Below are 23,316 nucleotides of genomic sequence, written 5' to 3' on the forward strand. Positions count from 1 at the left end.
CTTTCACTCACCTCAACTGTAATTGCTGAAACCCAAAAAGCAATTTATTCCCTGTAATATATAGCATAGGACTATGTATCTAGTCGTGGCATGCCCTAAGTGTGGGAATTACTCAATTACCCGCGATACTACTAAAACGCATCAATGTCCATACTGCGGCTATGTAATGCGTATTGAGGAAGTAACAATAATTGCGCGAGCCAAGAATGGCAAAGAAGCCAGAGAAATAATTTTGAAGCTAAAGACTCCCAAGGAATTAAGAAGACCTTAATGCACTAGTTCTGGTATAATTAACCACTTAATGACCCAATTACAATGTACATAAAGCCTCGTCCTTTAGGGCAGGGAAGAGGTCAACGTACCGAACAAGGTATAAATTGACCATGCTAATATTTAATATGGCATAGCCCAGTTTTAATCCTAAATGCAACATTACCTAATTAACTCATACATTAATGGACATTAGGATGACGTAAACGATCATGACAATAATATACGGTTAATTTAATTATTGATTAGTGCGGCCGCCGGGATTCGAACCCGGGTTCTGCGGCTCTCTACGTTCATTGCTCGGAAGGCCGCCATCCTAGACCAGGCTAGACTACGGCCGCGGGTTCTGTTTATTCATTGCTTATTTAAAAGCGTTTTCCGTCATTCATGACGCATCAATGAACGCCATAAGAACTAGGAAGTATGTACTAAACCTTGATAAAAAACTGAATAGTACCCGGAGAGAAACAATGCTTTGAGACCAAGCAAACTTGTTTTAGATATACTTAGTAAGTTGTTATTTTAAACTTCGAAGCTATTAAGAAGAAAGTTGATTTATGCCCTTTGAATTATTATTGCATAGCCCTGTCCACCACCAACACATGCCGTTGCTAATCCATACTCCTTACCCATTAACTGCAATTGCCTGGCCAATGTACCGGTGAGCCTGGCTCCAGTTGCGCCGAGTGGGTGACCTATTGCCACGGCACCTCCTTTAATGTTTACCTTATTTTCATCAATGCCTAACTCCTTAATTGCATTTAATGTGACCACTGCAAATGCCTCATTTATCTCCCATAGGTCTATATCATCAACCTTAAGTCCTGCCTTAGCCAATGCCTTCTTTGATGCTGGTACTGGGCCTTCACCCATTATTGACGGGTCAACAGCAGCCCAGCCAAGAGATACGACCCTAGCCAATGGCTTCAAACCGAGTTCCTTAACCATCTTACCTGACATTAGTACGACTAGTGATGCGCCAGAGTTGAGGGGTGCTGAATTACCAGCCGTTATTATACCACCAGGTTTAAAGGCAGGCGGTAACTTAGCTAATGCCTCTATTGACGTATTGGGTCTAACGCTTAGATCCTTGTCAACCACAGTCTTCTGACCATCCTTAACAACCTCTATTGGAAGTATCTCATCCCTGAAGTAACCCTCCTCATAGGCCTTAGTAGCAAGCATATGGCTTCTGTAGGACCACCTATCCATTTCCTCCCTGCTTATTTTCTTGAGAGTAGCTAACTTCTCGGCGGTTAATCCCATTACGTATCCCGTAGCCATGTCATACATGGCGTATTCAGGATTTGTGGCTAATTCAAGGTGTGGAACTATGTATGGATTATTGTACATTGGTACTCTCGATAGGTGCTCATAACCACCGGCAAACACTATGTCAGCCTGTCCCGTCCATATTTCCATTGCACCGATACCTATTGCATCGAAGGAAGAGGCACACTGCATATCCACAGCCATGGCCGGTATGGTGACCGGAAACTTCGCTAAGAACACGGGTATTCTACCACCCATGCTCCAATTATCACCGCCCTGAAGTGCATTACCAACTATTACATGGTCTATCTGCTCAGGCTTTATGCCAATATCCTGAACTGCCTTGACAAGTAACTTCGAGAATAGTGTTGGCCCACTTATTTCATAAAATACATCGAACTTTGGATCCTCCCTCTTAACCCTGGAGAATGCAGTCCTCTTAAAGTAAACCATGTATACTTCCTTGTCCTCGCCCATTCTAATCGGGCTTTAGTACTCTCAGCGTATTAATATTGCTTATTCACATATAAACTATATAGGGTTTAGCCAGGACGTGAGTTCAGAAAGATTTTTATCCAGAAATAATTATTATCTCGAAATGAATGAAACAGATGAAATAGTAAGATTACTAAGGAGTAGGGGGCTTAAGGTAACGCCGCAAAGAATTGCAATACTAAGATTACTGAAGAACGGTGGGCATTTTAATATTGAACAGGTGCTTAATGAGTTAAGGAAGATTGAACCTAACATTAGCATATCTACCGTGTACAATGCATTAAATACCTTCGTAGAGCTGGGCATACTGAGATCCTTCGAGGTTGATGGTAAGACTTGGTATGAGATTCGTAAGAAACCGCATATTAATGTTGTCTGTGAAGATACAGGTCAGATAATTGATGTTAATGTTGATGTTTCCACAATAGAGAGGAAGATAAGGAGTATGGGTATAATGATTAGGGATCTTACCATTGTAGTTCGCGGCAATTGTATAAGTCCCTCTCTTTCAGGTGGTAATTCTCAGAAGTAAGTTCTAACTCGAAATATTTATAAATTAGAGCACAAAGCATTACTTAGATCAGGAATGAGCACAAAAAGGATCCCAAAGGGTACGAAAACCTATGAAAACCTGAAGATTGCGTTTCAAGGTGAATCAATGGCAAATAGGAGATATCTATACTATGCAAGGATGGCTAGGCAGCTAGGGCTTAATGACATAGCCGAGGCCTTTGAGAAGACAGCGAATGCTGAGACAGGGCATGCCTTTGGACACCTAATGTTCCTAGGTGTTGATCCTGTTGCAGAGATTGAAATAAATACAATAGAGGACGCACTTAGGGCTTCAATATATGGAGAGACCTATGAGTGGACACAGATGTATCCAGGTTTTGCCAAGATAGCTAGGGAGGAGGGATTCCTGGAGGTTGCCGAGTGGCTTGAGGCCGTGGCTAAGGTAGAGAGACTACATGCAAATAGATTCAATGAGGTACTTGAGAAGTACTATAGGGGTAAAGGAGTTAAAACTGAGGTAGAGGACGAAACACTGGGTAAGTTATAAGGCGTTAATCATGGCAAGTGACCTACTTAAAATCATAAGCCATATATACCCACCATCACAATACTTAGGCATCAGAGAGAGGGTTTACGAATTAGTGAGTAACTATAAGGCGAATAGGTACGTTAAGGTTGATGATAGATTAACCATACTCTTTGAGGACACTGTAACGGTATGGTTCCAGATAGAGGAGACAGTATTTCTTGAGGGTGTTGATGATGAGAAAATACTAAATGAGGCTGTAAGGACGTACTTGCCCATGATACCTAGTGATAATGAGGTAAGCATGACGCTATTTGTGTATATTTATAACGATAATGAATTACGAAACTTACTACCACTGTACAGAGGTATCGAGAAGTCGGTCTTTCTGGAAATCGATGGACAAAGAATTAATGCTACACCAATATATCCCGAGGATTATGGTCCCAACGCACAGCCGAGGAGCATACACTATTTGAAGTTCCGTGAAGATGGTCTTGACAGAAAGATAAACAATGCCAATGAGGTAAGGCTTGTGGTGACTCACAACATGGTTAATAAATCCGTGAAATTAACCATAAAGCAAATAAACGCCCTAAGGAGCTCAATAAAAAGATCGCAAATTTCCTGGGCCATTTAGAGAAATCATCCTTTCAAATACTCATCAATAGCACGCAGTATGTCGTTTGGATCAGCCTTACCCCTTAGATCCTTCATTAATACCTTCAATAGCTTGTCCTTATCTTTAATATTCAATTCCTTAGCCCTCTCAAAAACAACCTTCTTGACCTCCTCGTAACTCATCCTTAATAAGCCAAGTTCCTTAATTACGATGTTAATATCCTTATTTGGTTCCTTAGACCAAGCCTTAATTATGTCAGGTACTGCCTCCTTAGTTATCATATTAATAGCCAACGCATTAAACAAGGACTTAAGATGCTCCTCCGTTATAAATGATAAATCAACACCATCCCTTTGAAGAGACTTAAGTGTATTAACTAGGGTATTGGCTATTAAGGTTGCCGAAACCTTTCCCTGAAACTCCTCAATTAGATAATCAATTAGGTCATAATACGGCGATCTAATGACTTGCATAGCCAATTCCCTACTCATGCCATAGCTAACGTACCTACTAACCCTCGACTCAATAGGTTCAGGTATTAATAACTTGGCCTTCTCTATCATCTCAGGCGTAACCCTAATAGGCCTTAAATCGGTCTCTGGATACATCCTCGCGGCGCCAGGTCTGGGTCTCATGAACTTATTGGTTCCATCGGGGTTAGCCGCCCTTGTCTCCTCGGGAACTCCATGAAGTGCCTCTTTAATCCTATCGATAATAACATCGACGGCATCGTTTAAATCCCTATCATTAATGCCAGCTAGAAGTATGAAAGAATCAATACCAAGCCTTGAAGATACCTTAGAAACCTCCTCAGCCGTTATTCCATAGCCTGGCAATTCATCACTATGAATAAGCCCGGATAGGCTCGTCCAAACCCTGACCCTATCAGCTAACTCCGTGCCAAACCTCCTATTCGGCTGAACCTCCCTACCTAGTATACCCCTTAGCCCCGGTGTCTTTATGGCTATGACCTTACCACCACCATCAAGGACCCTCCTAATCAAGTTAGATTTCGTTGATGAGAATATGTCAGTAACGTCGACAAAGTCCTTAATGAACCACTCCTCCTTAACACCCCTCTTGATTAATTCATCACGAATAGCCAGTAGGTTTAATTGACGCTGAACCTCATACTCAATGACCCTGGGTATCAGGCTAAGGTCTGGGACTCCCTTAATCTCCGTCTTAGCGCCACCCTCAATGGACACGTTCACGTCCTGCCTAACCGTACCAAGCCCCCTCTTCGCCTTCCCCGTCATCTTAATACTATGACCAATGTAGTAAGCCACCTCCATAACCTCCTGTGGGCTGTAGGTGAGTATTCCCGTGGAAATCTCAATAAGCGGTATACCAAGCCTATCAAGCCTATAAACAACCGTGTCACCCTTCTCCTCAATCTTCCTAGCCGCATCCTCCTCAAGGGCTATCGTCTGTATCGGGACCTTATAATCAAAGAACTTGGCCAAACCATCATGGGCTATTAACATGGTCCTTTGGAAACCCGAGGTGTTGGACCCATCAATCACGGTCTTTCTCATCACGTAAACCTCATCAAATATCTTGGCATTAAACATCATAGCAACGGCTAACGCAACCTCGAGAGACTCAGGGTCTGGGTCATGCGGAGGCTCCTCATCAAGCTCCACAAGACACGTGGTGTCGTAATAACCCTCATAAATGAACGTTCTATGCTTCCTAAACTCCCAAATGGCCGCTGGATCAACCTCACCAAGCTCACTCATGCTAGGTCTCAACCTCCTAACAACCCTGAAATGAGGCTCATCATTCCTAATGACCGGAGAGCAATTACAAAACAACTTCCTACCAGTATTCAATTGAACATGAATCTCCAAACCAACCTTAAGCCCAACAGCCCTATAATCAATCGGCATAATACCCATGACTAAAAACCATACCTATTTAATTACTTAACGCCGCCCATTGTCTTTAAGCATTAATAATTAATCTGTCAAGACCTTAAATCCTTAAAATCTTAATACTGATCGGCGAGTAAGCCCTGGGAAACTTAAATATTGAGAATGTTTTAGGCGATTGATTAAGCCCTTATTAGTCGTTAAACTAATTATTCATTTATCTTTTCATAAAATGGCATCACAATTCATAATGCGTAAGTCAATACATGGCTTATGGTCCGTAATACAATTATTAAGTATCATGTAAGGTTTAATCATAACTGGGGTTTATAGATCCGAAAAATCATGTTTTAAATACGTGATATTAACCCAACTGGATATTGAGTGAAGTTTTATTAACCCAATAATGAATTATGGCTTAATCATGGTACCACCGTTAAGGAAAATAAGTGATTATGTGTGGGAGATACCGAAGGGATATAAGCCGTGCATGAAGGTGCCAGCTAGAATATTCGCCGACGAGACACTGCTTGAGAAGATGAAGACGGACATGACACTGGAGCAGGCGGCTAATGTCACGTGCTTGCCCGGCATTTATAAGTATAGCATTGCACTGCCGGATGCCCATCAGGGCTATGGATTCCCAGTGGGTGGTGTGGCGGCCATGGACATAGAACAAGGTGTAGTAAGCCCAGGAGGAATTGGTTATGATATTAATTGTGGCGTGAGACTTCTTAGAACAAATTTAACAGAGAAGGATGTCAGGCCTAAATTAAGGGAGCTTGTGGATACTATATTCAAGTTAGTACCTGCTGGTGTTGGTGAGACTGGGTTGCTTAGGTTGTCCTTTGGTGACCTGGATAAGGTGCTTGATGATGGTGTTGATTGGGCATTGTCTAAGGGCTATGGTTGGAGTGATGATAAGAACTTCATTGAGGAGTTTGGGCATTATGAGGGTGCGGACTCGAGTAAGGTTAGTCAGAGGGCTAAGGAGAGGGGTAAGGATGAGCTTGGTACTACTGGCAGTGGTAACCACTTCATTGAGATTCAAGTCGTTAATAAGATATTCGATGCGAACCTAGCCAAGAGGCTTGGTATTGAGCAGGAGGGTCAGGTAATGGTTCTGATACATACTGGTAGTAGAGGTCTTGGTCACCAAGTCGCCACTGATTACATAAGGGTTGCGGAGAATAAGATGAAGCAGTGGGGCTTGTTCCTGCCGGATAGGGAGTTGGCAGCGATGCCCCTGAGCACCAAGGAGGCCCAGGACTACCTAGCTGCCATGAAGGCCGCGGCTAACTACGCATGGACGAATAGGCAAATAATAACGCACTGGGTTAGGGAAGCCTTCAGGAGGGCCTTTGGTAAGGACCCGGACAAGCTTGGTCTTGAGATTGTCTATGATGTCGCCCATAACATCGCTAAGATTGAGGATCACGTGATTGATGACGAGGGTCACGTTAGGAGGGTTCTCGTGCATAGGAAGGGAGCCACAAGGTCATTCCCAGCGGGTAGGCTGGAGATACCACCTAAGTATAGGGATATTGGACAGCCCGTCCTAATACCCGGTAGCATGGGCACGGCATCCTACGTATTGATTGGTTTACCAACGTCATTCCAGGTAACCTTTGGTACGGCACCTCACGGAGCTGGTAGAACGCTAAGTAGGTCGGCCGCGGTTAGGATGCTACCACCAAATAAGGTTAGGAGTACTCTGGAGAGTAGGGGCATTATCGTGAGATCTGCAGAGAGTGAGATAATATCTGAGGAGGCGCCTGAGGCTTATAAGAACGTTGATAAGGTAGCTGAGATTGCCGAGTTAACTGGTATGGCTAAGAGGGTCTCGAGGCATACACCCATTGGTGTTGTTAAGGGCTAAGGCTTTATTGCTTTAAACCATTCCCAGCTGGATAATAGTAAATCTTTAAAAAGGTGCCCGTTTCTTATCCTGCGTAATGAGTGATCGAGGAATTACACTGTCTAAGGAGACTGTTACTTATCAGGTTAGTGGTGTAACGATAATTGAGGAGTGTCCGAGGGATTTGAAGGCACTGGATGGTGAATCAATTAAGTTATTTGGTAAGTGGCCCTTTGATAACGTTATTGTTAAGGACCCAGGTCTTAGGAGATACCTATGCCTTAAGCCCATGTACTTACCGCACACGAGTGGTAGGTATCAGAAGAGAAAGTTTGGTAAGGCGAAGATACCAGCCATTGAGAGATTGATTAATCAATTAATGCACCCAGGTAGGAACGCTGGCAAGAAGCACAAGGCCTATAATATTGTTAAGAGAGCCTTCGACATGGTTTATCTAAAGGCAGGCCAGAATCCAATACAGATCTTTGTTGACGCCCTGGTTAATGCTGCACCAAGGGAGGAGATCACTAGGGTCGTATATGGCGGTATTGCATACCCAGTATCCGTTGATGTTTCGCCATTGCGAAGACTAGACCTAGCCATCAAGTGGATAATTGAGGGAGCTAGACAATGTTCCTTCAATAATCCTAAACCCATTGAAGAGTGCCTTGCTGATGAGATAATCGCTGCCGCACAGAATGACCAGAAGTCCTATGCCATTAGGAAGAAGGATGAGATGGAGAGAGTAGCCGCAAGCGCAAGATGACAATACCTAATTACTCTATATTCAACTACTCGCAATAACTTAATATTAACCTGCATGAAACAATACACCATGCACTTCTTAAATTTTAATATTATTTTACTGGCCACCCAGGAGGAATATTTATTTAACTAAGTAATTCAATAATTACTCGTAATGTCAATCGCAGAATTGATATGGGTTGAGAAGTATCGTCCTTCGAGGATTGATGACATTATTGACCAGGAGGAAGTTAAGGAAAGAGTGAAGCAGCTTCTTAAGACTGGTAACATGCCTCACATGCTTTTTTATGGTCCTCCTGGTACTGGTAAGACTACGATGGCTCTTGCCATAGCCCGTGAGCTGTATGGTGATGCTTGGCGTGAGAATGTCCTTGAACTAAACGCAAGCGACGAAAGAGGAATAACAACAATTAGGGAGAGGGTTAAGGAATTCGCAAGGACTGCCCCTATGGGTAAGGCACCGTATAAGTTGATAATACTTGATGAGGCTGATAACATGACATCCGATGCACAACAGGCCCTTAGGAGAATGATGGAGATGTATGCGAACGTGACCAGGTTCATACTGATTGCCAATTACGTGTCCAGGATCATCGATCCAATACAATCCCGCTGCGCCATGTTTAGATTCTCGCCGCTTCCTAAGGATGCTGTTCTTGGTAGGCTTAGGGATATTGCTTCGAGGGAGGGTGTTAAGGTTACTGATGAGGCCCTCGAGGCCATCTGGGACATAAGCCAGGGAGACATGAGAAAAGCAATAAACACACTACAGGCAGCGACTGCCACGGCCAGGGAAATAACGCCTGAGGTTGTTTATAAAACCGTGGGTTATATAGAACCTAAGGATATTGTTGACCTAGTAAATATTGCACTCAATGGCGACTTCATTAGAGCACGGGATAAGTTAAGGACTTTAATGTATGAGCATGGTGTATCCGGAACTGAAATACTGAGGGTAATACAGAGACAGATAATGAGCGGTGCCATTAATGTTCCTGATGAAGCTAAGGTTGAGATTGCTGAGACAGCGGCTGACATTGATTATAGACTCACTGAGGGTTCTGATGAGGAGATACAGCTTTCAGCTTTCCTGGCTAGGCTAATGTTGATTGGTAAGAAGTATGGGTTAGTAACTGGTAAGGAGACCAAGGCACCTGCCAAGAAGAGGTGACACTAATTGTCTAGGAAAATACCATGGATAGAAAAGTATAGGCCGCGTAAATTATCTGAGGTTGTTAATCAGGAGGAGGCTAAGAAGGCGTTACTTGATTGGATAAATAGCTGGGAGAAGGGTAAACCAAGTAGGAAGGCTGTGATGCTTGTAGGCTCACCTGGCACTGGTAAGACAACACTTGCCTATGCATTGGCCAATGAGAAGGGTTATGAAGTTCTCGAGCTTAATGCAAGTGATGTAAGGACCGGCGAGAGGATTAGGCAGATAATTGGTGGCTCGATGAAGATGGGCTCGCTCTTTGGCTTTAGGGGTAGGATTATACTATTTGATGAGGTTGATGGATTAAATGTCAGGGAGGATAGGGGTGGGTTGGCAGCAATTGTGGAATTAATTAGGGAATCTACATGGCCCATTATAATGACCGCAAATAATCCGTGGGATCCTAAGTTCAGGGAGTTGAGGGATGAAGCTGAAGTTATTCAGTTAAAGCCTTTACGTGAGAATGATATTTTAACAATATTAAGAAGAATATGTAATAACGAGGGTATTAAATGCGAGGAAGACGCCTTGAAGCTTATTGCAGAAGCTTCTGGTGGTGATGTTAGGGCTGCGATAAATGATTTACAAGCCGCTGCTGAGGGTAAGAAGGTCTTAACAAAGGATGACGTTACAGTAACAGAGAGGGCGCACCAATTTGATATGTTTAAGGTGCTTGATAAGGTATTTCATGCAAGGAGGTTTGATGAGGCCAGGTCTGTCACGTTCTTACCCAGTTTTGATTGGGAGAATTACTATCCATGGGCATTGGATAATATACCCTCTGTGTATGCTAAGTCCATAGAAGCTGTTAGTGATGCCTTCGATAATTTATCACTATCCGACGTAGTTAAAGGTAGGATTACAAAGACTCAGGAGTGGGAGTTGATGCCGTACATGCTTGAGTTAATGACGGCGGGGGTAGCGCTAGTGCGTAATAAACCTCCGCTTCCTAGATTCGCTAGGTTATCATTTCCTGAGAGGATTAGGCTAATGGCCAAGACAAAGGAAATTAGGCAACTAAGGGATGCATTGATTAATAGGCTTAGGGTTGAACTTCATGTTAGTAGTTCCGAGGTATCCTTATACTACATACCATTACTTAGGTTAATGGCAACAAGTGATACCTTCAAGAAGAAGCTACTTGAACGCCTAATGAAGATCATGGGTTACTCGCTGGAGAGTGTTGAGAAGACACTCGGCGTTGGAGGGGTGAACACCAGTGGTGAGGGTGAGGGGGATCAACGTAAGTCGCCGAAAAGACCCGGAGGGTAATTATGTCGTTGTCATGGACATCGAGACTTATGAATTATTAGAACCATCGTTAAGCAAGTTAGGCTTAAATGCTGAATTCATGGGTAATGTTGTAATAATTAGAGATAGATCGTGGAGCCGCATTAATAAGTTAATGAATATAGCCCGCGAATTGGGCATTAACTTGAACGAGGATTAACACCTCTTTGCTCGGTACTTTTTACATTCTCTGATTTACTATGGGTTGATAGATGCACCGTCACATACGCCTTATCAAGACCTTTCATTATTATTACGAACCTAGTAATTATTATTATAATCGCCGTAGCAAACACCGCAGTCTCACTACCTAGTAATGACCTAAACACTAGGTATATTATACCACCAAGCACTGCTACTGTTGCGTAAATATCGCGTCGGAAAATTGTAGGAATCTCACCGGCTAGCACGTCCCTAACAACACCACCACCTGTAGCAGTCACCGCAGCCATTAATATCACGCCAAGTATGTTAAGTCCATGCTCAGCGGCTATCTCAGCACCCACGGCAGAGAACGTGCCGAGACCAATCGCGTCTGCATACATGAGCGCATTCCTATATCTGGAGATGCATGGGTAGAATACATAGGCCATTAATGATGCGATTATCGCCATTATTGGATAGGGCAAGTAAACAATATTCGTTGGTGGAAACACACCAATGAGGATGTCCCTAATTATACCACCAGCAAGGGCAACTGATGAACCAAGTACAACACCGCCCAAAATATCTAGGTCTTTCTCATATGCCTTAAAAGCGCCGGATGCCGCGAACGCCATTATCCCAATATAATTAAATATGTTTATTAATAGATTTACGAAACCCACGGAAGACGAAGTACGTACTAGGTATTTAATCCTAACTATCCATTTTAATTACACACCTAAAAGCGAGCATCCCATTATCTTTGCCTAGTCTCTAAGACATGGAGAGTTTAAGTTCACTATTAATTTTAATGAGCCATACCTAAACCTATTAAAAGTAGCCTTGACTTAGTAAATCGTGATTAAAGCAATCGATGAAATCTTCAAGACCGCATTAAGTAGGCCATGTGATAAGTTAGTTTACAAACGTGAATTACCACCAAACCAGAAGATTATACCTCGCTTCATAATTTATGACGTTTATGACCCTCCTAAAGACCCTGATCTATTTAACTATAGGTTAAGGGTAACTGGGGTCGTTGAGAATAATATTGAAATACCGTACGTGGACCTACTCACAAAAGCACCTTGTATGGACCTAGTTGCTGATTTTCACTGTGTTACGGGATGGAGTGTGTTAAACGTAACATGGAGAGGCGTGCCTACTAGATACGTAATTGATATGGCAAAGCCTAAAGGCAATTATGTAATGGCCGTAGGCATTGATGGTTACACAACAAACCTACCACTGAGTACCCTGCTTGAAAAAACAACAATAATTGCCTACGCAATGAATGGGAAAATACTGCCTAGGGAGCATGGCTTTCCACTGAGGCTTGTTGTGCCGTCGCGCTACGGCTGGAAAAGTGCTAAGTACCTTAGTGAGTTAATTGTCATGGATAGTAATGAAGCTGGTTATTGGGAATTACTTGGTTATCATGATAATGGTGATCCATGGCTTGAAGAGAGGTTTAGTGAGGGTAATCCAGTAACGATGAGAAGGAGAGTTAGAGTGGTGAGGTGACGCTTATGCGTGGTCCATGGTATATAAGCATCAGTGACTGCTTGCTCTGTGTCCTTGAGTCCAGGTTCAGTGAGTTGAGAAGATTGGGCATTAATGACGCTAGATCCTTCACTGACCTGGGGAAAATCGTGATGGAATTAGCGCCTTTGGGTAGGGCAACCGTGTTTACTGAGACGTTTAACTACATGGCAAGATCCCTTAATAATGTGGATCCACATGCTGATGAGAAGTTAATGCTTGAAAGAACTGCGAGGGAATTAATAGGTAGGTTAAGCCTTAGTGATGATGTTATTGATTATGTAAAGCTCGCAGCTTCGGCAAACTCTGTTGACATACCAATGAGAGGTTACGATTTTAGTGTTGATGACTTCGTGAAGAACATACTTGAGGAACCAACTTGGTTAGGCACAAATCCCATAGATCTAAGGAATGAGCTTAATCATGCTAGGAAAATCGCGTATCTAGTTGATAATGCTGGTGAGTTTCAATTCGACTTATTACTCATTGAAAAGCTGGCTTCGATAGGTATTAATGTCGTGGTATACGCTAGAGATAAACCATATGAGGTTGATGTTACATACGATTACGTTATTAATAAAGCGAGAAACGCAGAGGTTAGGGAGCTACCAGGTAATTACTCGGCATTTTGGTATGATGAAGTAATTAGGGAATTGATGAATTACGATCTCGTTATCTCCAAGGGTCTTGATAACCTGGAGACATTTATGGAAAAAAGCCCAATACTTAAAAATGTACTATTCCTATTTAGAGCCAAGTGCCCATTAATAGCCAGGTTATTTAGTGTCGAGAGGAATAAACCAGTCATTTCAATGGGGCTAAATTATCACCAACCATAATTAATTAGTGTACTGGTTTCTGCACCCGTTACTATAAAGAACATTAATTGCTCATCATTGCTTAAGTATAACTTACCGTTTAACACCGCCGGTATATAGGTAATGGGTAAATGCCCGTTGCAATTTACCGTAGTACCCTGCGAAACCTCAACATTGCCTGATGCACTTAAACTCGACACACTCGTAATCCTATTATTGGTAATAGCTAGGCCTAATTCAAGGGCGCCCTGGGTATTTGCGCTTATTTCAACAGCCTTTGTGAAGGAGCATGTTAACCCTCCAACGCTGAATCCATTTATGTATAGGTTTTCCTGGGTTGGGTTTGTTATGTTTATTGTTAATTCAGCACTTCCATTAGTGCCAATTAATAACTCACCAGTGGCGCTGGGTGTAGTGGTTATCCAGGTGGATGTTGGTATATAGGAGTGCGGTGCTACGGGTATTCCTAAACAACCTGCGGCTAATGATGGTGTTGAATTAATGACTCTGCTTAGATATTCATTTATTAGGGTTTGAGCCTCCATGGGGCTTATCGTACCATTAAACACTGCCTTAATTATCGAGGTTATATTACTCATAATACTATTATTAAGTTCCACATAGCATAACATGGGTGTCACTCCGCTAATCCCATGTTGCCTTGCAAGGTTCTGGACAGTAGAGTTCACGTATGATAGGTAATTCCTCGTCATATTCACAGTCCAAATAGCGTAATGCACCTCGCCCTCATAATTATGAACCTTATAACTGCATTGATTTAGCACCTGCATTATCAGAGTCGTATTACCACTATTGAAGGCATTGATTAACTCGGACTTGCATTGGGAATACGTATTGATAATGTAGGGTGTTAAGTTCGATAACCCAACATTACTTAATTCCTTAGTAATATTCATGAATTTAATAATTATGACTTGTGTAGTGTTTGTTTCATTAATTAACGCCTTTATCTGCCCTAGGCAGGTGGTATAATTATTGATAAAATCGTTAGCCATGACATAAACCTCAGGTTCATTCAATGGCTTACTCATCAATAAGAATAATGTCTCATTTATTTTACCCATGCATTCCATTAATTGCGGTGGCGTGGGAATGGTCGTGTTTAATGACATTGATAGCCGATTAATAGCCCTTGAAGCATTCTCACTTAGTGTCATGAGGTATGGCGTGAGTACTCGTGATAGCACGTAAGTCCTCAGTCCTGGAGGAGTTAATAGTGAGATTGTTATTACCTCGATCTTTATAATAACTATCTGCCTAACTGTTGAGTTATAACCAGCGCTTAATAATGCGTTGTATGTCATGTTCAGTATATTCATAGTAGTATTTAGACCTATAAGAGCGTTAGGTGGCACGTAATGATGAAAACTCTTCTCCTCATTACCCAATATTGCCATGCTCATATTAATTATATACGTTGCATTATCACTCTTACTCAATACTGATAACGCCCTTAATGTGAAGTTCACTAGGCTTTCATTACTCAATAAATTACTAATTACAGTATTATTTACCGCTGATGTTAATGAGACGTAATTATTAATTACCGTCTGCGTTGAATTAACGTGCGCATTAGTCATTAAATGAGCAGCCAGATTAATCGCGTTATTCAACGTAATAATAGCACTTAAGTAATTACCTATATTGGCATAGGACTCAGCCTCGTTAATTAACTCAATTAAAGCCGTAGAATTAATACCACTGGCATTTAACGCCTCAATCCAATGCTCAGCTATGAATAAATGAACGTAATAAGATGCGACAAGACCCGTTACATTCACACCACTATTAAAATTAACGGAGGAATTAACACCCTGGGCATGCAAAACAGCAACACCCATAATAGCCAATAGGGCAATTCCTATAACGAGGAATACTAGGGATCTCATTGGGATAGAATTAGGAAATAGATATATTTAAGGAAGCGCTCGTGAAAAGACCGTGAAAAGCTAGAAATGCTATAACTGATTAATAACCTCGTATTTTACCCACAATGTAAGTACATCGCATTAAGCGGAGATATACTGGTGAAAAACCACAACCAATACCCTTTCAACATAAAGTATTTACGCAGTAAATGAACTGGAGCCCCGGCCGGGATTTGAACCTTATCCCAAGCTCAGCCCAGCTGGACCGGGCTAAGCTTGACGGGACCTCCCGCTTACGAGGCTTGCACGGGGCTACTGCCCCAGGGCGCTCCGACCAGGCTGAGCTACCGGGGCGAAACACTTGTTATGTTGCGTGGGTTTTAAGCTTTTCGTGATGTCTCTTATAGGAACTGACTATTGCTATTTAATTATGATAAAGCAATGATTATTATCTCAATAATTGAGAGATCTTTAAGTTGTAGATTGTACGTTACCTGCGCAGAGAAGAAATAATTAAGGGTATTGTACGATTCAGGTGTCTTCATATTGAATAGGTATTGAAGAGCTGCCAGAGAGTATAATGATCACGTGATCATCACAAATGATAAAAATGAGCAACTGAAATTATCCAAAGAGTACTTAGTGCCTTTCTAAGAAAACTGGAAGTATTATGAAGAAGATATTGTGGTTAGGAATCCAGGATTTTTAAGTACTCGCCTAAATGATGACAGAAGGTACTGCACTTAAGTACATTGGTCAGGGCAAGAAGATTGATAATACCGTGAATATAACTTATGAAACTTGATTATTAGATTTAGAATTCCTGGTTTGCCATTACATCCTCAACTGCTTGATTGAATAGGTAGCCTATTTCATGTACCTTGACTGTGTCCTCATGTCTGGGTCTTGTTACTGTGGCTACGTAAATCCCATAATCTGAGTGGCTTCCCTCCTCGGGCCCCTCAGGACTTCCATACGGTGAGAATAGTATTATGTGCGTTATGCCGCTCTTCATGATTAGAGCCCGTAATGCATTATCGAGTTGATTATAGATTTCACACTTAAGTTGCGGCTTTGTGTGTAGGAATCTGTCAAGCGCATTAATTGAGGCTATCACAGGCCTTGTCTGAGCCTCGGCTATTATGGCGCTTATTACATTGTTTATCTCCGTTGCTGGATCCACCTCCTGGTTCATCCTTATGCTATACTTACCGTATGTCGGGTCCGTAATTGGTATGTTTATTAGTGACGCTCTGGTCAACTTAACAAGTGGCGACTGCGTAGGGTCTATGTTCGGCTCCTCCTTTACTGGTTCCATCATTAACACAGACCACCACGACTTATTAGGGTATTGCGGTTTTCTATTCTCCGTAACACCCCTCTCTATTGAGTTCATTAGTGATAGTAGGAAGTTAGTCTCACACTCCATGAACCCTTGGTACTCAAGCCCCAAAACGCCCAATAATATTGGCTGCATCTTGTTGTGCCACTACTTTGTCTTTAATATTATTTCTTAGTCATAAATATGACTTAGTAATGAGATGATTTACGTGAAGTCAATCTCAGGTTGCTTACTCTTCATTAATTCTCTAAGGAGTGCCGTGGCATAATTGCCACGGGGTAGTCTGAAGACTATGTTTAATTCATTACCAACTAGGTTAATATTAATGATGATGGGTTTTACGGATAGTGACCTATAGCTACCCTTAATTGATAATTCAGGTATTGACTTAACCCTAAACATTGATAGATCAACACCTTCTCTCTTAAGCACATCAATCTCTATATCACTCTGAGGACCAGGTGGAAATTTGGTATTATAACCGACCAGGTGACCAATAGGAATCGCACGCCCCTTCACGATTAGCTCATTCACCTTATCAACCATGGACTCATTTACGTAAATAACATGCTTAGTTGGTAATCCATGCTCATCAAGTAGTGCAATCATATCACCAGGCAATGCCCTATTTATTGGTAAACCTCTACCGATTCGCTCACTCAGGGCTAAGTTGAATAGGTATGATTGATAGGATTCAACATAAAGGATTAATAATTCACGGGGTAATTTCCTGAGAGCATTCACGAAGTCCCTGGGATTACTGGATAACTGCCTAAGCACAGCCCTCTCTGGGTAATATCTGTATCCCCTGGGCATTAATTCAAGGGCCTTCGAGTAATCACCAGTCCTCGCAATGAACTCCCTGATTTCCCTTATCCTTGGAGGCTCCATTGGATATGCATGAGCCAATAACTCGCTGACAGCGCTCTCAAACTCACCGAGAATTATGTGCCTACCTATGACGTGGGAATTCGGCCTCTTTAAGCCAAATCTTTGATAACCATAGTAAGTGGGTAAACCTCGCTCCATTAATTGATTAACCACGCAGTTAATACTATCCCTCTTGGAAATATCAATGTTCCTAACCCTAATGGTGAATTCATTACCCCAAATATTGCCCGTAATGAAGGCCCTATCCATACCCACCGCACTAAGCACCTTAATATCCCTACCAAAGTCACTAGGTACGTCATTAATCGAGATCCCACGCACGGAGACTATTTGCGAGGTTACGGCCACCGCATCCTTAAAGCCACCGAAACTAATGTCACGAGGACTAACACCAAGCTTCCTACTTAGTATTAACGATAATGTTATTGCGTCAATGCCCCTCTTCTCAATAATCATCCAAACCCAGGGACCAGGCTTACCAACAATCCTGGGTAGTGGCTTACCCGTAATGCTGGTGGGCACGACTTGTCCATCAATTAAGACCTCCTCAACTATGAAATCCTCGAGGTTCTGCTTCACCTTACCGTCGATACCCTCGCAGTCAGTAATGTAGTAATTCATTCCAATATACCTATCTAACCAGGCCTCTGATGCTAGTGGCATTTTTATTGACTAGGTAGTACAAGGAAATTTATTATTTAAGAAGACATTGATTCGCGACCTCCGCAATAACTGAGTAAGTATTACTTAGGCATTCCTGGCATACAACTTTAATGACCTTATTACCCACTATCTCCACATAACCAAAATCCTCAGGCTTAATCCAACGACCACATATCGAGCACCTCCTGAGCCCAAGTAACCTATTTACCTCCCTAACTATTTCAGAAGTCTCATTGTTTACTAGGATATGCCTTTTATTGTTTATTACGGTTACGGCAATGACTAACTCCCTGACCCTCATTAGTGAAAGTTTTCTGAAGCTACTCATCAACTAAATACTCTCTCTGCGATTAATAAATTACTTCCAGACTTATGTATATAGCAAGTAACAGAGTTTACTGAAACTTTCACTTCACTTCCTGCTCACGACTCGATAGGCAATGCTCGATAAGCTCATCAACGCGGGTAAATGGTGACCTACGCACGTTATATCCCATACCCATTAACTTACCAATTAAGGATAGATAGTCACTAAGCCCCATACTCTGGGGCAGGGAGACGAATACATTACCAACGCAGTAATCAGCATCAGTCTTAACATCCATGGGCTTGGGTAAGGTTAGTATGAAGTCCTTACCAACAACCCTACTCACAGCCCTAACACCAAACCTGACAATAGCCGAGAAGACAGGGTCCGAAACCTCAACACCCTCAACCCTAGGTAACGCGAACTTACTATACGGTATTAAGCCGGGGTTAGACCAATCAACCACATAAATACTAGACTCATACTGCCTGGATAGGTAGACGGAGAACGACCTCTTAACAACCATACACTTAGCCTCCAGGTCTATAGTCAACTCCCTACTAACCAACTTATTCGGCACAAGGTCAGCCGGCTCCCTAACACCCGCTAATATCGACTCAGGGTTCTCGTAGAATACGGCAAGCCCAAGGTCTAGGACATTAATATCATTAACAAGCTTGAGGTAGTTATTCATCATTATCAAATCAACCAGGGAAAAACTCCTCCTACTAAGCAAATCAATCAACTCCCCAGCAAAATTCGCCTCCCTAATCAACCCCCTCCTATATTGAATAGCCAATGCATGAACATCCTCAATAAAACCGGCATTACCCGTCAACCCATTCCAAACCCTCAAAAACACGCTATTGATCGACTCATCATAACCACCGCCAACCATCACAACAAGCGAGAGGGCTTGCCTCATATTCCTCATCAGTAACTCATCTAACGTTGTGTAATCCTCAATCAAGCGGCGCCATTCGGGATAGTCAAGATAGGCAAACACGCAATATTCCTTATTAATGGCTTGTTAATAAGCCATTGCTGTGTATGTACTCGCCAGTAAGTGGGCTAGATCTATGATGGCTTGGCCACTTGGTATAGCGATTAGTAGGGAGGCGCCTGAGTCGATTGTTAGGGTAAGGAGTGAGTATGAGAGTTCCTTCCTAATAACGGTTGGTGATGTGGTCACAATGAACACGATTAAGTATTGGAGGGTGCCCAACCTGGCATTCATGGATTTAAAGACCAGGAGGACTATCGACATGGGTATGGAGATCACGGGCTTTGATAAGGTCATTAATATAATTAATAGACCGGCCACGCTAAGTATTGAGGTGATTAATGCCATAAGGGGAGCTATGAGAGAGGCAATGGGTGGATCGAGAGTGCTCATACAAGTTGATGGTGAGGAAGACTTGCTCGCTATACCTGCCGTGCTCCTGGCGCCGAAGGGTTCCCTGGTGCTGTATGGTCTCTATACCGGTTACTTAATCGCCATACCAGTGGTTGATGAGTATAAACTCGCCATGTTTAAATTATTCTTAATGATGAGACCAGGTAATGCCTAAGCCTTACGTTATTATTGTTTCAGCAGCCTCAATAGACGGTAGGATAGCCAGTAAGACTGGTTATTCAAGGCTTTCCTGCCCCTTCGACCTCAGGAGACTCCATGAGGTTAGGGCAAGCGTTGATGCAATAATGGTCGGTGCAAACACAGTGATTAATGATGATCCGTCACTAACGCCCAGGTACGTTAAGGCCATTAAGAACCCCATAAGGGTTATTATTGATGGGAAATTGAGAATACCACTAACGGCTAAGGTGATTACTAATAAGGAGGCACCAACAATAATAGTTACTACAGAACAGTCAGACCGTAATAAAACCGCTCAATTAATGAACATGGGCGTTGAGGTATGGGTAATGGGTAAGGAACGCGTTAACCTTAGAGACGTCCTTGAGAAACTATTCACGGAGAAGGGCGTTAAGAGAGTACTTGTGGAGGGTGGTGGGCACCTTAATTGGGAATTGATTAAGGAGGAGATTGCGGATGAGATTAGGCTTACGATATCGCCATACGTGTTCGGAGCAGGTACATCATTCATAGAAGGCGAGGGATACCCAACAACGATGGAAGGACCAAGGTTAAGGCTTAAATCCGTTAATATATGCGAGTGCGGTCAAGAGGTAGTGCTTGACTACACCATTGAAAAAGGCTAATTACCTTTCCTTAATAAAATCGCTGCGATTAAATCACATGCCATGTTGGAAACATGGCATGAATCACCGATTCCTATACCGCTAAACACGTAATTCATAATTACGTAAATTCTGTTAGACTTAACAATGCATCGACAAAATTACTAAGGATTTACTGCATGACTTTAAAGTAGAGCTATGGCTGCGGGTAAGATTGAGAGGGTAAAGATGATTCTTGATGATGTCGAGAGCTTCCTTACCAGGGACTCCGCGAGCTTGAGGAGGATATTAGACTTAATGACCAACTTAAGATCCGTGACGCTGCAAAGAAACTTTGGAACACCATTGTAAGTGCCACAAATGCCTTAATCCTTCATTACCTGGATGTCGTACCAGCTGATCATTGGGAAAGGAGGAAACTCCTTGAGAGGCTGGAGAATGGGGTGTCAAAAGTTGAAAGACTTGGTCTTAGGGATAGGTATGGGACCAGGGAGAGGTATTTGCACCAAATGACTTTCTACGATGGGATAATAGACCTTGAGATACTTAGGAAGGAGGTTGATAAGGTAAGGAAGTACATCAATGACGTGAAGAAGCCAATCATGACCTAAAGAACCGCCAATCCATACTGCCTCGAGTACTCTAATCGGCCAGTAGTTGAGTCAACACGGAGACCAAGGCCCTCAAATGTCACGACACCAAGTAATGGTTCTGGCGATTCCATAATAACCACTGGAAACACGCCATCCCTATCGAGAAACTTCATGTAGGCTAGCGATAAACCAGCAATGACCTCACGGTCATCATCAGCTAACCTTAATCTTATACTTGTTATCGGCTTAATTCCCAAGTCCTTAGCAAGGCTTGGACCTATTACCGTATAAAATGCGCCAGCGTCGACTAAGAATTCAACCTCCTTAACGATCAACCCATCCACATTACCTATAACCTCCCTAACCTTAACGTAACCCATATATGCAAATAACGACATAAAGGCGATTAAACCTTATGTAGATACCCATCAGCATTTTAGTATCATTAATAAATAACAATTCATGTATTAATGCTGAGAGTCAACGGCGTGAAAATAATGAGAAATAACTGTCTATAAAACCGAAATTAAGAAAAGCAATTAATGCAGCAATCGTAAAGATGGCCTAGCCCTGCTCGATTAACTTTTATGAACAGCCAGAGCAAAAAAAGCCTACTAGTAGATATAGGTGATTGGTATGGGCTTATCTAAACCATGGGCTCTAGCCTTATCAATACTCGCCTTAGTGATGGCAATAGCCCTTCTTCTCACAAACCAGTACTTCCTGGTGCTCAGGCATGGTAAACCTATTGAGAACCCATCAACGTACTTCTCACTACCCTCCAATGTCCATGTATTTATGATAGGTCCTAAATCATTGATTAACAATTTGACAAGTATGGGCATACCATCAAGCTCCATAAGTCTTATCACCCCCAATGAATTACCATCGATACTTAATGATTCTGTAGTAATTATTGATTGGAACTACGTAAATAAGACATTGCACATGAACTATGATGAACTAGCGAAGGCTTTAGAGAACTCAATGGGTAGGAATGACCTTATTGTAATCATTAGCGAAAACCCAAACGAGGTTTTAATGCTTGAGGAGACAATAGCCGTTGCCTGGGGTAACTATTACCGCAGTAAGGTCATAGGCTTCCCGGTATTCCCTGTCAATGGTCCCTCATATGTAGTTGGCTTTGGCAGTGCAGGTTTAATAATTAATGTAATACCCATCAACCAAACTCAACGATTAAAATTGGAAATAGAATATTGGTACAGCACGACACATAAAATACCGATGACAGTTGGTACGAACTTTGATTCCACAAATCAGGATCCATGTCTTTATATACAGACTAACTATGGTGGACAACTCAACGGACAGTACGGCTGGTTCTTCAGTACAGGTCTTCAATCTATAAAAGCGTATTATAATGGATTGCAATCTACGTATCAATTCGATTATTGTATTATAGTTGCTAATTCCATGAGTACGGGAACCATACCCGAGATCCCCATTGAATACCTTGGATTCATGACTTATCAACCTGGTTTTAGTGGTGGTTATTTTGCCTATTATAGGGCTGGCATTAATATGACAACTGCGTGGAATGACTATTACGGTGTACTCAACGGCATCAATTCATACATGGGGTACGCAGGTGGTACAGGCATAGAGCCAGGTACAATAACCTGCATGCCTGGCGTATTAAGCTACATTAGCATATCGGTACCCTTACCATTGGGGGTTACGCTGAACTTCCAGTTCCAATCAACGGCATCTGGCATAAGTACAACCGATAGGAACTTCATAACGGACAGTCAATGGACTCCCACGGTTGCGCTCAACGACATTGTTTGGTGGTTCGCATTCCTTAATCAATGGACCTGCCTACCACAAATAACCAGCGCTGGAGCTTGGTATCCAGTGGGTTTTGAGGTTGATAGTGGCGCGTGGGCGTTGGTCCAGGGTTCCAATAAACTTAATACCGCAGTTTCGCCGGTCTATTGGGAAAGAGGTGTGGTGTGCTACGGCTCTTACAAGAACTCATTCAGTAGCGTTGTATACTTCGTGCTTGAGTACCAACCAGGCACGCCCTGGACTGTTAAGCAATTATCAATTAACTACCCATATGGCGGTACATATAACGTGATTTACGGTACTAATACATGCCCATGATCATTAACAGGAGTAACCTATTCTAATTATTAAAAACGGTCTTATCTCATGTTCTTCTCAGGAATGATTATTCATATATAATAAATACGATAAAGCCGGA

25 protein-coding genes and 2 tRNA genes are annotated in these 23,316 nt (G+C 42.3%); 16 read left to right on the forward strand and 11 right to left on the reverse strand.

What is annotated here, in order from left to right; genetic code table 11:
- The first annotated feature begins 73 nt into the window (after nucleotides 1-73).
- Nucleotides 74-271, forward strand: a complete 198-nt coding sequence (locus VMUT_RS03350) for a DUF1922 domain-containing protein (protein WP_048056839.1) — start codon at nucleotides 74-76, stop codon at nucleotides 269-271.
- 248 nt (nucleotides 272-519) lie between these two features.
- Here the strand turns inward: VMUT_RS03350 and VMUT_RS03355 are convergent.
- A tRNA-Gly gene (locus VMUT_RS03355) sits at nucleotides 520-611 on the reverse strand.
- Between the two features lie 214 nt (nucleotides 612-825).
- The gene (locus tag VMUT_RS03360) at nucleotides 826-2,019 is read right to left on the reverse strand and encodes an acetyl-CoA C-acetyltransferase (RefSeq protein WP_013604020.1); all 1,194 of its coding nucleotides are present in this window, start codon (nucleotides 2,017-2,019) and stop codon (nucleotides 826-828) included.
- Between the two features lie 121 nt (nucleotides 2,020-2,140).
- Here VMUT_RS03360 and VMUT_RS03365 point away from each other — a divergent pair, with 121 nt between their 5' ends.
- The 3 genes from VMUT_RS03365 to VMUT_RS03375 are packed head-to-tail and all read left to right on the forward strand — an operon-like array spanning nucleotide 2,141 to nucleotide 3,716.
- Entirely contained in the window at nucleotides 2,141-2,569 is a 429-nt protein-coding gene (locus VMUT_RS03365) for a Fur family transcriptional regulator (RefSeq protein WP_013604021.1), read from the forward strand.
- A 54-nt stretch (nucleotides 2,570-2,623) separates the two neighbouring features.
- Complete coding sequence (locus VMUT_RS03370; RefSeq protein ID WP_013604022.1) at nucleotides 2,624-3,097, forward strand: rubrerythrin family protein; 474 nt, start codon at nucleotides 2,624-2,626, stop codon at nucleotides 3,095-3,097.
- Between the two features lie 10 nt (nucleotides 3,098-3,107).
- On the forward strand, nucleotides 3,108-3,716 hold the full coding sequence (locus VMUT_RS03375) for a DUF3501 family protein (protein WP_013604023.1): 609 nt from the start codon (nucleotides 3,108-3,110) through the stop codon (nucleotides 3,714-3,716).
- 5 nt (nucleotides 3,717-3,721) lie between these two features.
- Here VMUT_RS03375 and gatE read toward each other — a convergent pair whose 3' ends face one another.
- Nucleotides 3,722-5,584, reverse strand: a complete 1,863-nt coding sequence (gene gatE / locus VMUT_RS03380) for a Glu-tRNA(Gln) amidotransferase subunit GatE (RefSeq protein WP_048057158.1) — start codon at nucleotides 5,582-5,584, stop codon at nucleotides 3,722-3,724.
- Between the two features lie 412 nt (nucleotides 5,585-5,996).
- Between gatE and VMUT_RS03385 the strand changes: the two genes are divergently transcribed.
- From VMUT_RS03385 to VMUT_RS12605, 5 genes are all read left to right on the forward strand, one after another.
- Nucleotides 5,997-7,451 carry an RtcB family protein gene (locus VMUT_RS03385; protein WP_048057159.1) on the forward strand — a complete coding sequence of 485 codons (1,455 nt, stop codon included), beginning with the start codon at nucleotides 5,997-5,999 and terminating at the stop codon, nucleotides 7,449-7,451.
- 76 nt (nucleotides 7,452-7,527) lie between these two features.
- Nucleotides 7,528-8,196, forward strand: a complete 669-nt coding sequence (locus VMUT_RS03390) for a 30S ribosomal protein S7 (protein WP_013604027.1) — start codon at nucleotides 7,528-7,530, stop codon at nucleotides 8,194-8,196.
- Nucleotides 8,197-8,355: 159 nt separating this feature from the next.
- Nucleotides 8,356-9,366 carry a replication factor C small subunit gene (locus tag VMUT_RS03395; RefSeq protein WP_048057160.1) on the forward strand — a complete coding sequence of 337 codons (1,011 nt, stop codon included), beginning with the start codon at nucleotides 8,356-8,358 and terminating at the stop codon, nucleotides 9,364-9,366.
- Nucleotides 9,367-9,372: 6 nt separating this feature from the next.
- A complete protein-coding gene (locus VMUT_RS03400; protein ID WP_013604029.1) occupies nucleotides 9,373-10,680 on the forward strand; it encodes a replication factor C large subunit in 1,308 nt (435 codons plus the stop codon).
- Complete coding sequence (locus tag VMUT_RS12605; protein ID WP_148224641.1) at nucleotides 10,628-10,858, forward strand: hypothetical protein; 231 nt, start codon at nucleotides 10,628-10,630, stop codon at nucleotides 10,856-10,858. The genes VMUT_RS03400 and VMUT_RS12605 overlap by 53 nt, the downstream gene beginning before the upstream one ends.
- Here the strand turns inward: VMUT_RS12605 and VMUT_RS03405 are convergent.
- Complete coding sequence (locus tag VMUT_RS03405; protein ID WP_013604031.1) at nucleotides 10,839-11,525, reverse strand: trimeric intracellular cation channel family protein; 687 nt, start codon at nucleotides 11,523-11,525, stop codon at nucleotides 10,839-10,841. The genes VMUT_RS12605 and VMUT_RS03405 overlap by 20 nt on opposite strands.
- Nucleotides 11,526-11,700: 175 nt before the next feature.
- Between VMUT_RS03405 and VMUT_RS03410 the strand changes: the two genes are divergently transcribed.
- Both VMUT_RS03410 and VMUT_RS03415 read left to right on the forward strand, forming a co-directional pair.
- Nucleotides 11,701-12,366 (forward strand): molybdopterin-dependent oxidoreductase, encoded by a 666-nt coding sequence (locus VMUT_RS03410; RefSeq protein WP_013604032.1) that lies wholly within the window; start codon nucleotides 11,701-11,703, stop codon nucleotides 12,364-12,366.
- A 5-nt stretch (nucleotides 12,367-12,371) separates the two neighbouring features.
- On the forward strand, nucleotides 12,372-13,223 hold the full coding sequence (locus VMUT_RS03415; RefSeq protein ID WP_013604033.1) for an ARMT1-like domain-containing protein: 852 nt from the start codon (nucleotides 12,372-12,374) through the stop codon (nucleotides 13,221-13,223).
- Here VMUT_RS03415 and VMUT_RS03420 read toward each other — a convergent pair.
- The 6 genes from VMUT_RS03420 to VMUT_RS03440 form a co-directional block, all read right to left on the reverse strand.
- Complete coding sequence (locus VMUT_RS03420; protein ID WP_013604034.1) at nucleotides 13,211-15,112, reverse strand: hypothetical protein; 1,902 nt, start codon at nucleotides 15,110-15,112, stop codon at nucleotides 13,211-13,213. The two genes, VMUT_RS03415 and VMUT_RS03420, sit on opposite strands and share 13 nt — an antisense overlap.
- Nucleotides 15,113-15,306: 194 nt before the next feature.
- Nucleotides 15,307-15,445: transfer RNA gene (locus VMUT_RS12610), tRNA-Thr, on the reverse strand.
- 460 nt (nucleotides 15,446-15,905) lie between these two features.
- Entirely contained in the window at nucleotides 15,906-16,568 is a 663-nt protein-coding gene (locus tag VMUT_RS03425) for a hypothetical protein (RefSeq protein ID WP_013604035.1), read from the reverse strand.
- Nucleotides 16,569-16,637: 69 nt separating this feature from the next.
- Nucleotides 16,638-17,987: a tRNA pseudouridine(13) synthase TruD gene (gene truD / locus VMUT_RS03430; protein WP_013604036.1), complete on the reverse strand. Its 1,350-nt coding sequence runs from the start codon at nucleotides 17,985-17,987 to the stop codon at nucleotides 16,638-16,640.
- Nucleotides 17,988-18,018: 31 nt separating this feature from the next.
- Entirely contained in the window at nucleotides 18,019-18,315 is a 297-nt protein-coding gene (locus VMUT_RS03435; RefSeq protein ID WP_148224642.1) for a hypothetical protein, read from the reverse strand.
- A 79-nt stretch (nucleotides 18,316-18,394) separates the two neighbouring features.
- Nucleotides 18,395-19,228 (reverse strand): hypothetical protein, encoded by an 834-nt coding sequence (locus VMUT_RS03440; protein WP_237699705.1) that lies wholly within the window; start codon nucleotides 19,226-19,228, stop codon nucleotides 18,395-18,397.
- A 112-nt stretch (nucleotides 19,229-19,340) separates the two neighbouring features.
- On the opposite strand from VMUT_RS03440, the gene VMUT_RS03445 reads away from it, so the two are divergent.
- The 4 genes from VMUT_RS03445 (at nucleotide 19,341) to VMUT_RS13085 (ending at nucleotide 21,107) form a co-directional block, all read left to right on the forward strand.
- Complete coding sequence (locus VMUT_RS03445) at nucleotides 19,341-19,865, forward strand: GTP-dependent dephospho-CoA kinase family protein (RefSeq protein ID WP_013604039.1); 525 nt, start codon at nucleotides 19,341-19,343, stop codon at nucleotides 19,863-19,865.
- Nucleotides 19,858-20,517: a 2,5-diamino-6-(ribosylamino)-4(3H)-pyrimidinone 5'-phosphate reductase gene (locus VMUT_RS03450; RefSeq protein ID WP_013604040.1), complete on the forward strand. Its 660-nt coding sequence runs from the start codon at nucleotides 19,858-19,860 to the stop codon at nucleotides 20,515-20,517. The genes VMUT_RS03445 and VMUT_RS03450 overlap by 8 nt, the downstream gene beginning before the upstream one ends.
- 177 nt (nucleotides 20,518-20,694) lie before the next feature.
- Nucleotides 20,695-20,847: a hypothetical protein gene (locus VMUT_RS13080; RefSeq protein ID WP_237699706.1), complete on the forward strand. Its 153-nt coding sequence runs from the start codon at nucleotides 20,695-20,697 to the stop codon at nucleotides 20,845-20,847.
- 92 nt (nucleotides 20,848-20,939) lie between these two features.
- A complete protein-coding gene (locus VMUT_RS13085) occupies nucleotides 20,940-21,107 on the forward strand; it encodes a hypothetical protein (protein WP_013604041.1) in 168 nt (55 codons plus the stop codon).
- Here the strand turns inward: VMUT_RS13085 and VMUT_RS03460 are convergent.
- Nucleotides 21,104-21,469 (reverse strand): aspartyl protease family protein, encoded by a 366-nt coding sequence (locus VMUT_RS03460; protein ID WP_048056840.1) that lies wholly within the window; start codon nucleotides 21,467-21,469, stop codon nucleotides 21,104-21,106. The two genes, VMUT_RS13085 and VMUT_RS03460, sit on opposite strands and share 4 nt — an antisense overlap.
- 256 nt (nucleotides 21,470-21,725) lie before the next feature.
- On the opposite strand from VMUT_RS03460, the gene VMUT_RS03470 reads away from it, so the two are divergent.
- The gene (locus VMUT_RS03470) at nucleotides 21,726-23,216 is read left to right on the forward strand and encodes a hypothetical protein (protein ID WP_148224644.1); all 1,491 of its coding nucleotides are present in this window, start codon (nucleotides 21,726-21,728) and stop codon (nucleotides 23,214-23,216) included.
- The last annotated feature ends 100 nt before the right edge of the window (nucleotides 23,217-23,316 follow it).

Origin of the sequence: Vulcanisaeta moutnovskia 768-28 (assembly GCF_000190315.1) — an archaeon.
Lineage (GTDB): Archaea > Thermoproteota > Thermoprotei > Thermoproteales > Thermocladiaceae > Vulcanisaeta > Vulcanisaeta moutnovskia.

Bases quoted from the DNA above. Each gene is read 5' to 3' on its own strand.
- VMUT_RS03350 (WP_048056839.1), top strand. From the start codon at position 74: ATGTATCTAGTCGTGGCATGCCCTAAGTGTGGGAATTACTCAATTACC.
- VMUT_RS03360 (WP_013604020.1), bottom strand. From the start codon at position 2,019: ATGGGCGAGGACAAGGAAGTATACATGGTTTACTTTAAGAGGACTGCA.
- VMUT_RS03365 (WP_013604021.1), top strand. From the start codon at position 2,141: ATGAATGAAACAGATGAAATAGTAAGATTACTAAGGAGTAGGGGGCTT.
- VMUT_RS03370 (WP_013604022.1), top strand. From the start codon at position 2,624: ATGAGCACAAAAAGGATCCCAAAGGGTACGAAAACCTATGAAAACCTG.
- VMUT_RS03375 (WP_013604023.1), top strand. From the start codon at position 3,108: ATGGCAAGTGACCTACTTAAAATCATAAGCCATATATACCCACCATCA.
- VMUT_RS03385 (WP_048057159.1), top strand. From the start codon at position 5,997: ATGGTACCACCGTTAAGGAAAATAAGTGATTATGTGTGGGAGATACCG.
- VMUT_RS03390 (WP_013604027.1), top strand. From the start codon at position 7,528: ATGAGTGATCGAGGAATTACACTGTCTAAGGAGACTGTTACTTATCAG.
- VMUT_RS03415 (WP_013604033.1), top strand. From the start codon at position 12,372: ATGCGTGGTCCATGGTATATAAGCATCAGTGACTGCTTGCTCTGTGTC.
- VMUT_RS03420 (WP_013604034.1), bottom strand. From the start codon at position 15,112: ATGAGATCCCTAGTATTCCTCGTTATAGGAATTGCCCTATTGGCTATT.
- VMUT_RS03425 (WP_013604035.1), bottom strand. From the start codon at position 16,568: ATGCAGCCAATATTATTGGGCGTTTTGGGGCTTGAGTACCAAGGGTTC.
- truD (WP_013604036.1), bottom strand. From the start codon at position 17,987: ATGCCACTAGCATCAGAGGCCTGGTTAGATAGGTATATTGGAATGAAT.
- VMUT_RS03435 (WP_148224642.1), bottom strand. From the start codon at position 18,315: ATGAGTAGCTTCAGAAAACTTTCACTAATGAGGGTCAGGGAGTTAGTC.
- VMUT_RS03440 (WP_237699705.1), bottom strand. From the start codon at position 19,228: ATGAGGAATATGAGGCAAGCCCTCTCGCTTGTTGTGATGGTTGGCGGT.
- VMUT_RS03450 (WP_013604040.1), top strand. From the start codon at position 19,858: ATGCCTAAGCCTTACGTTATTATTGTTTCAGCAGCCTCAATAGACGGT.
- VMUT_RS13080 (WP_237699706.1), top strand. From the start codon at position 20,695: ATGGCTGCGGGTAAGATTGAGAGGGTAAAGATGATTCTTGATGATGTC.
- VMUT_RS03460 (WP_048056840.1), bottom strand. From the start codon at position 21,469: ATGGGTTACGTTAAGGTTAGGGAGGTTATAGGTAATGTGGATGGGTTG.
- VMUT_RS03470 (WP_148224644.1), top strand. From the start codon at position 21,726: ATGGGCTTATCTAAACCATGGGCTCTAGCCTTATCAATACTCGCCTTA.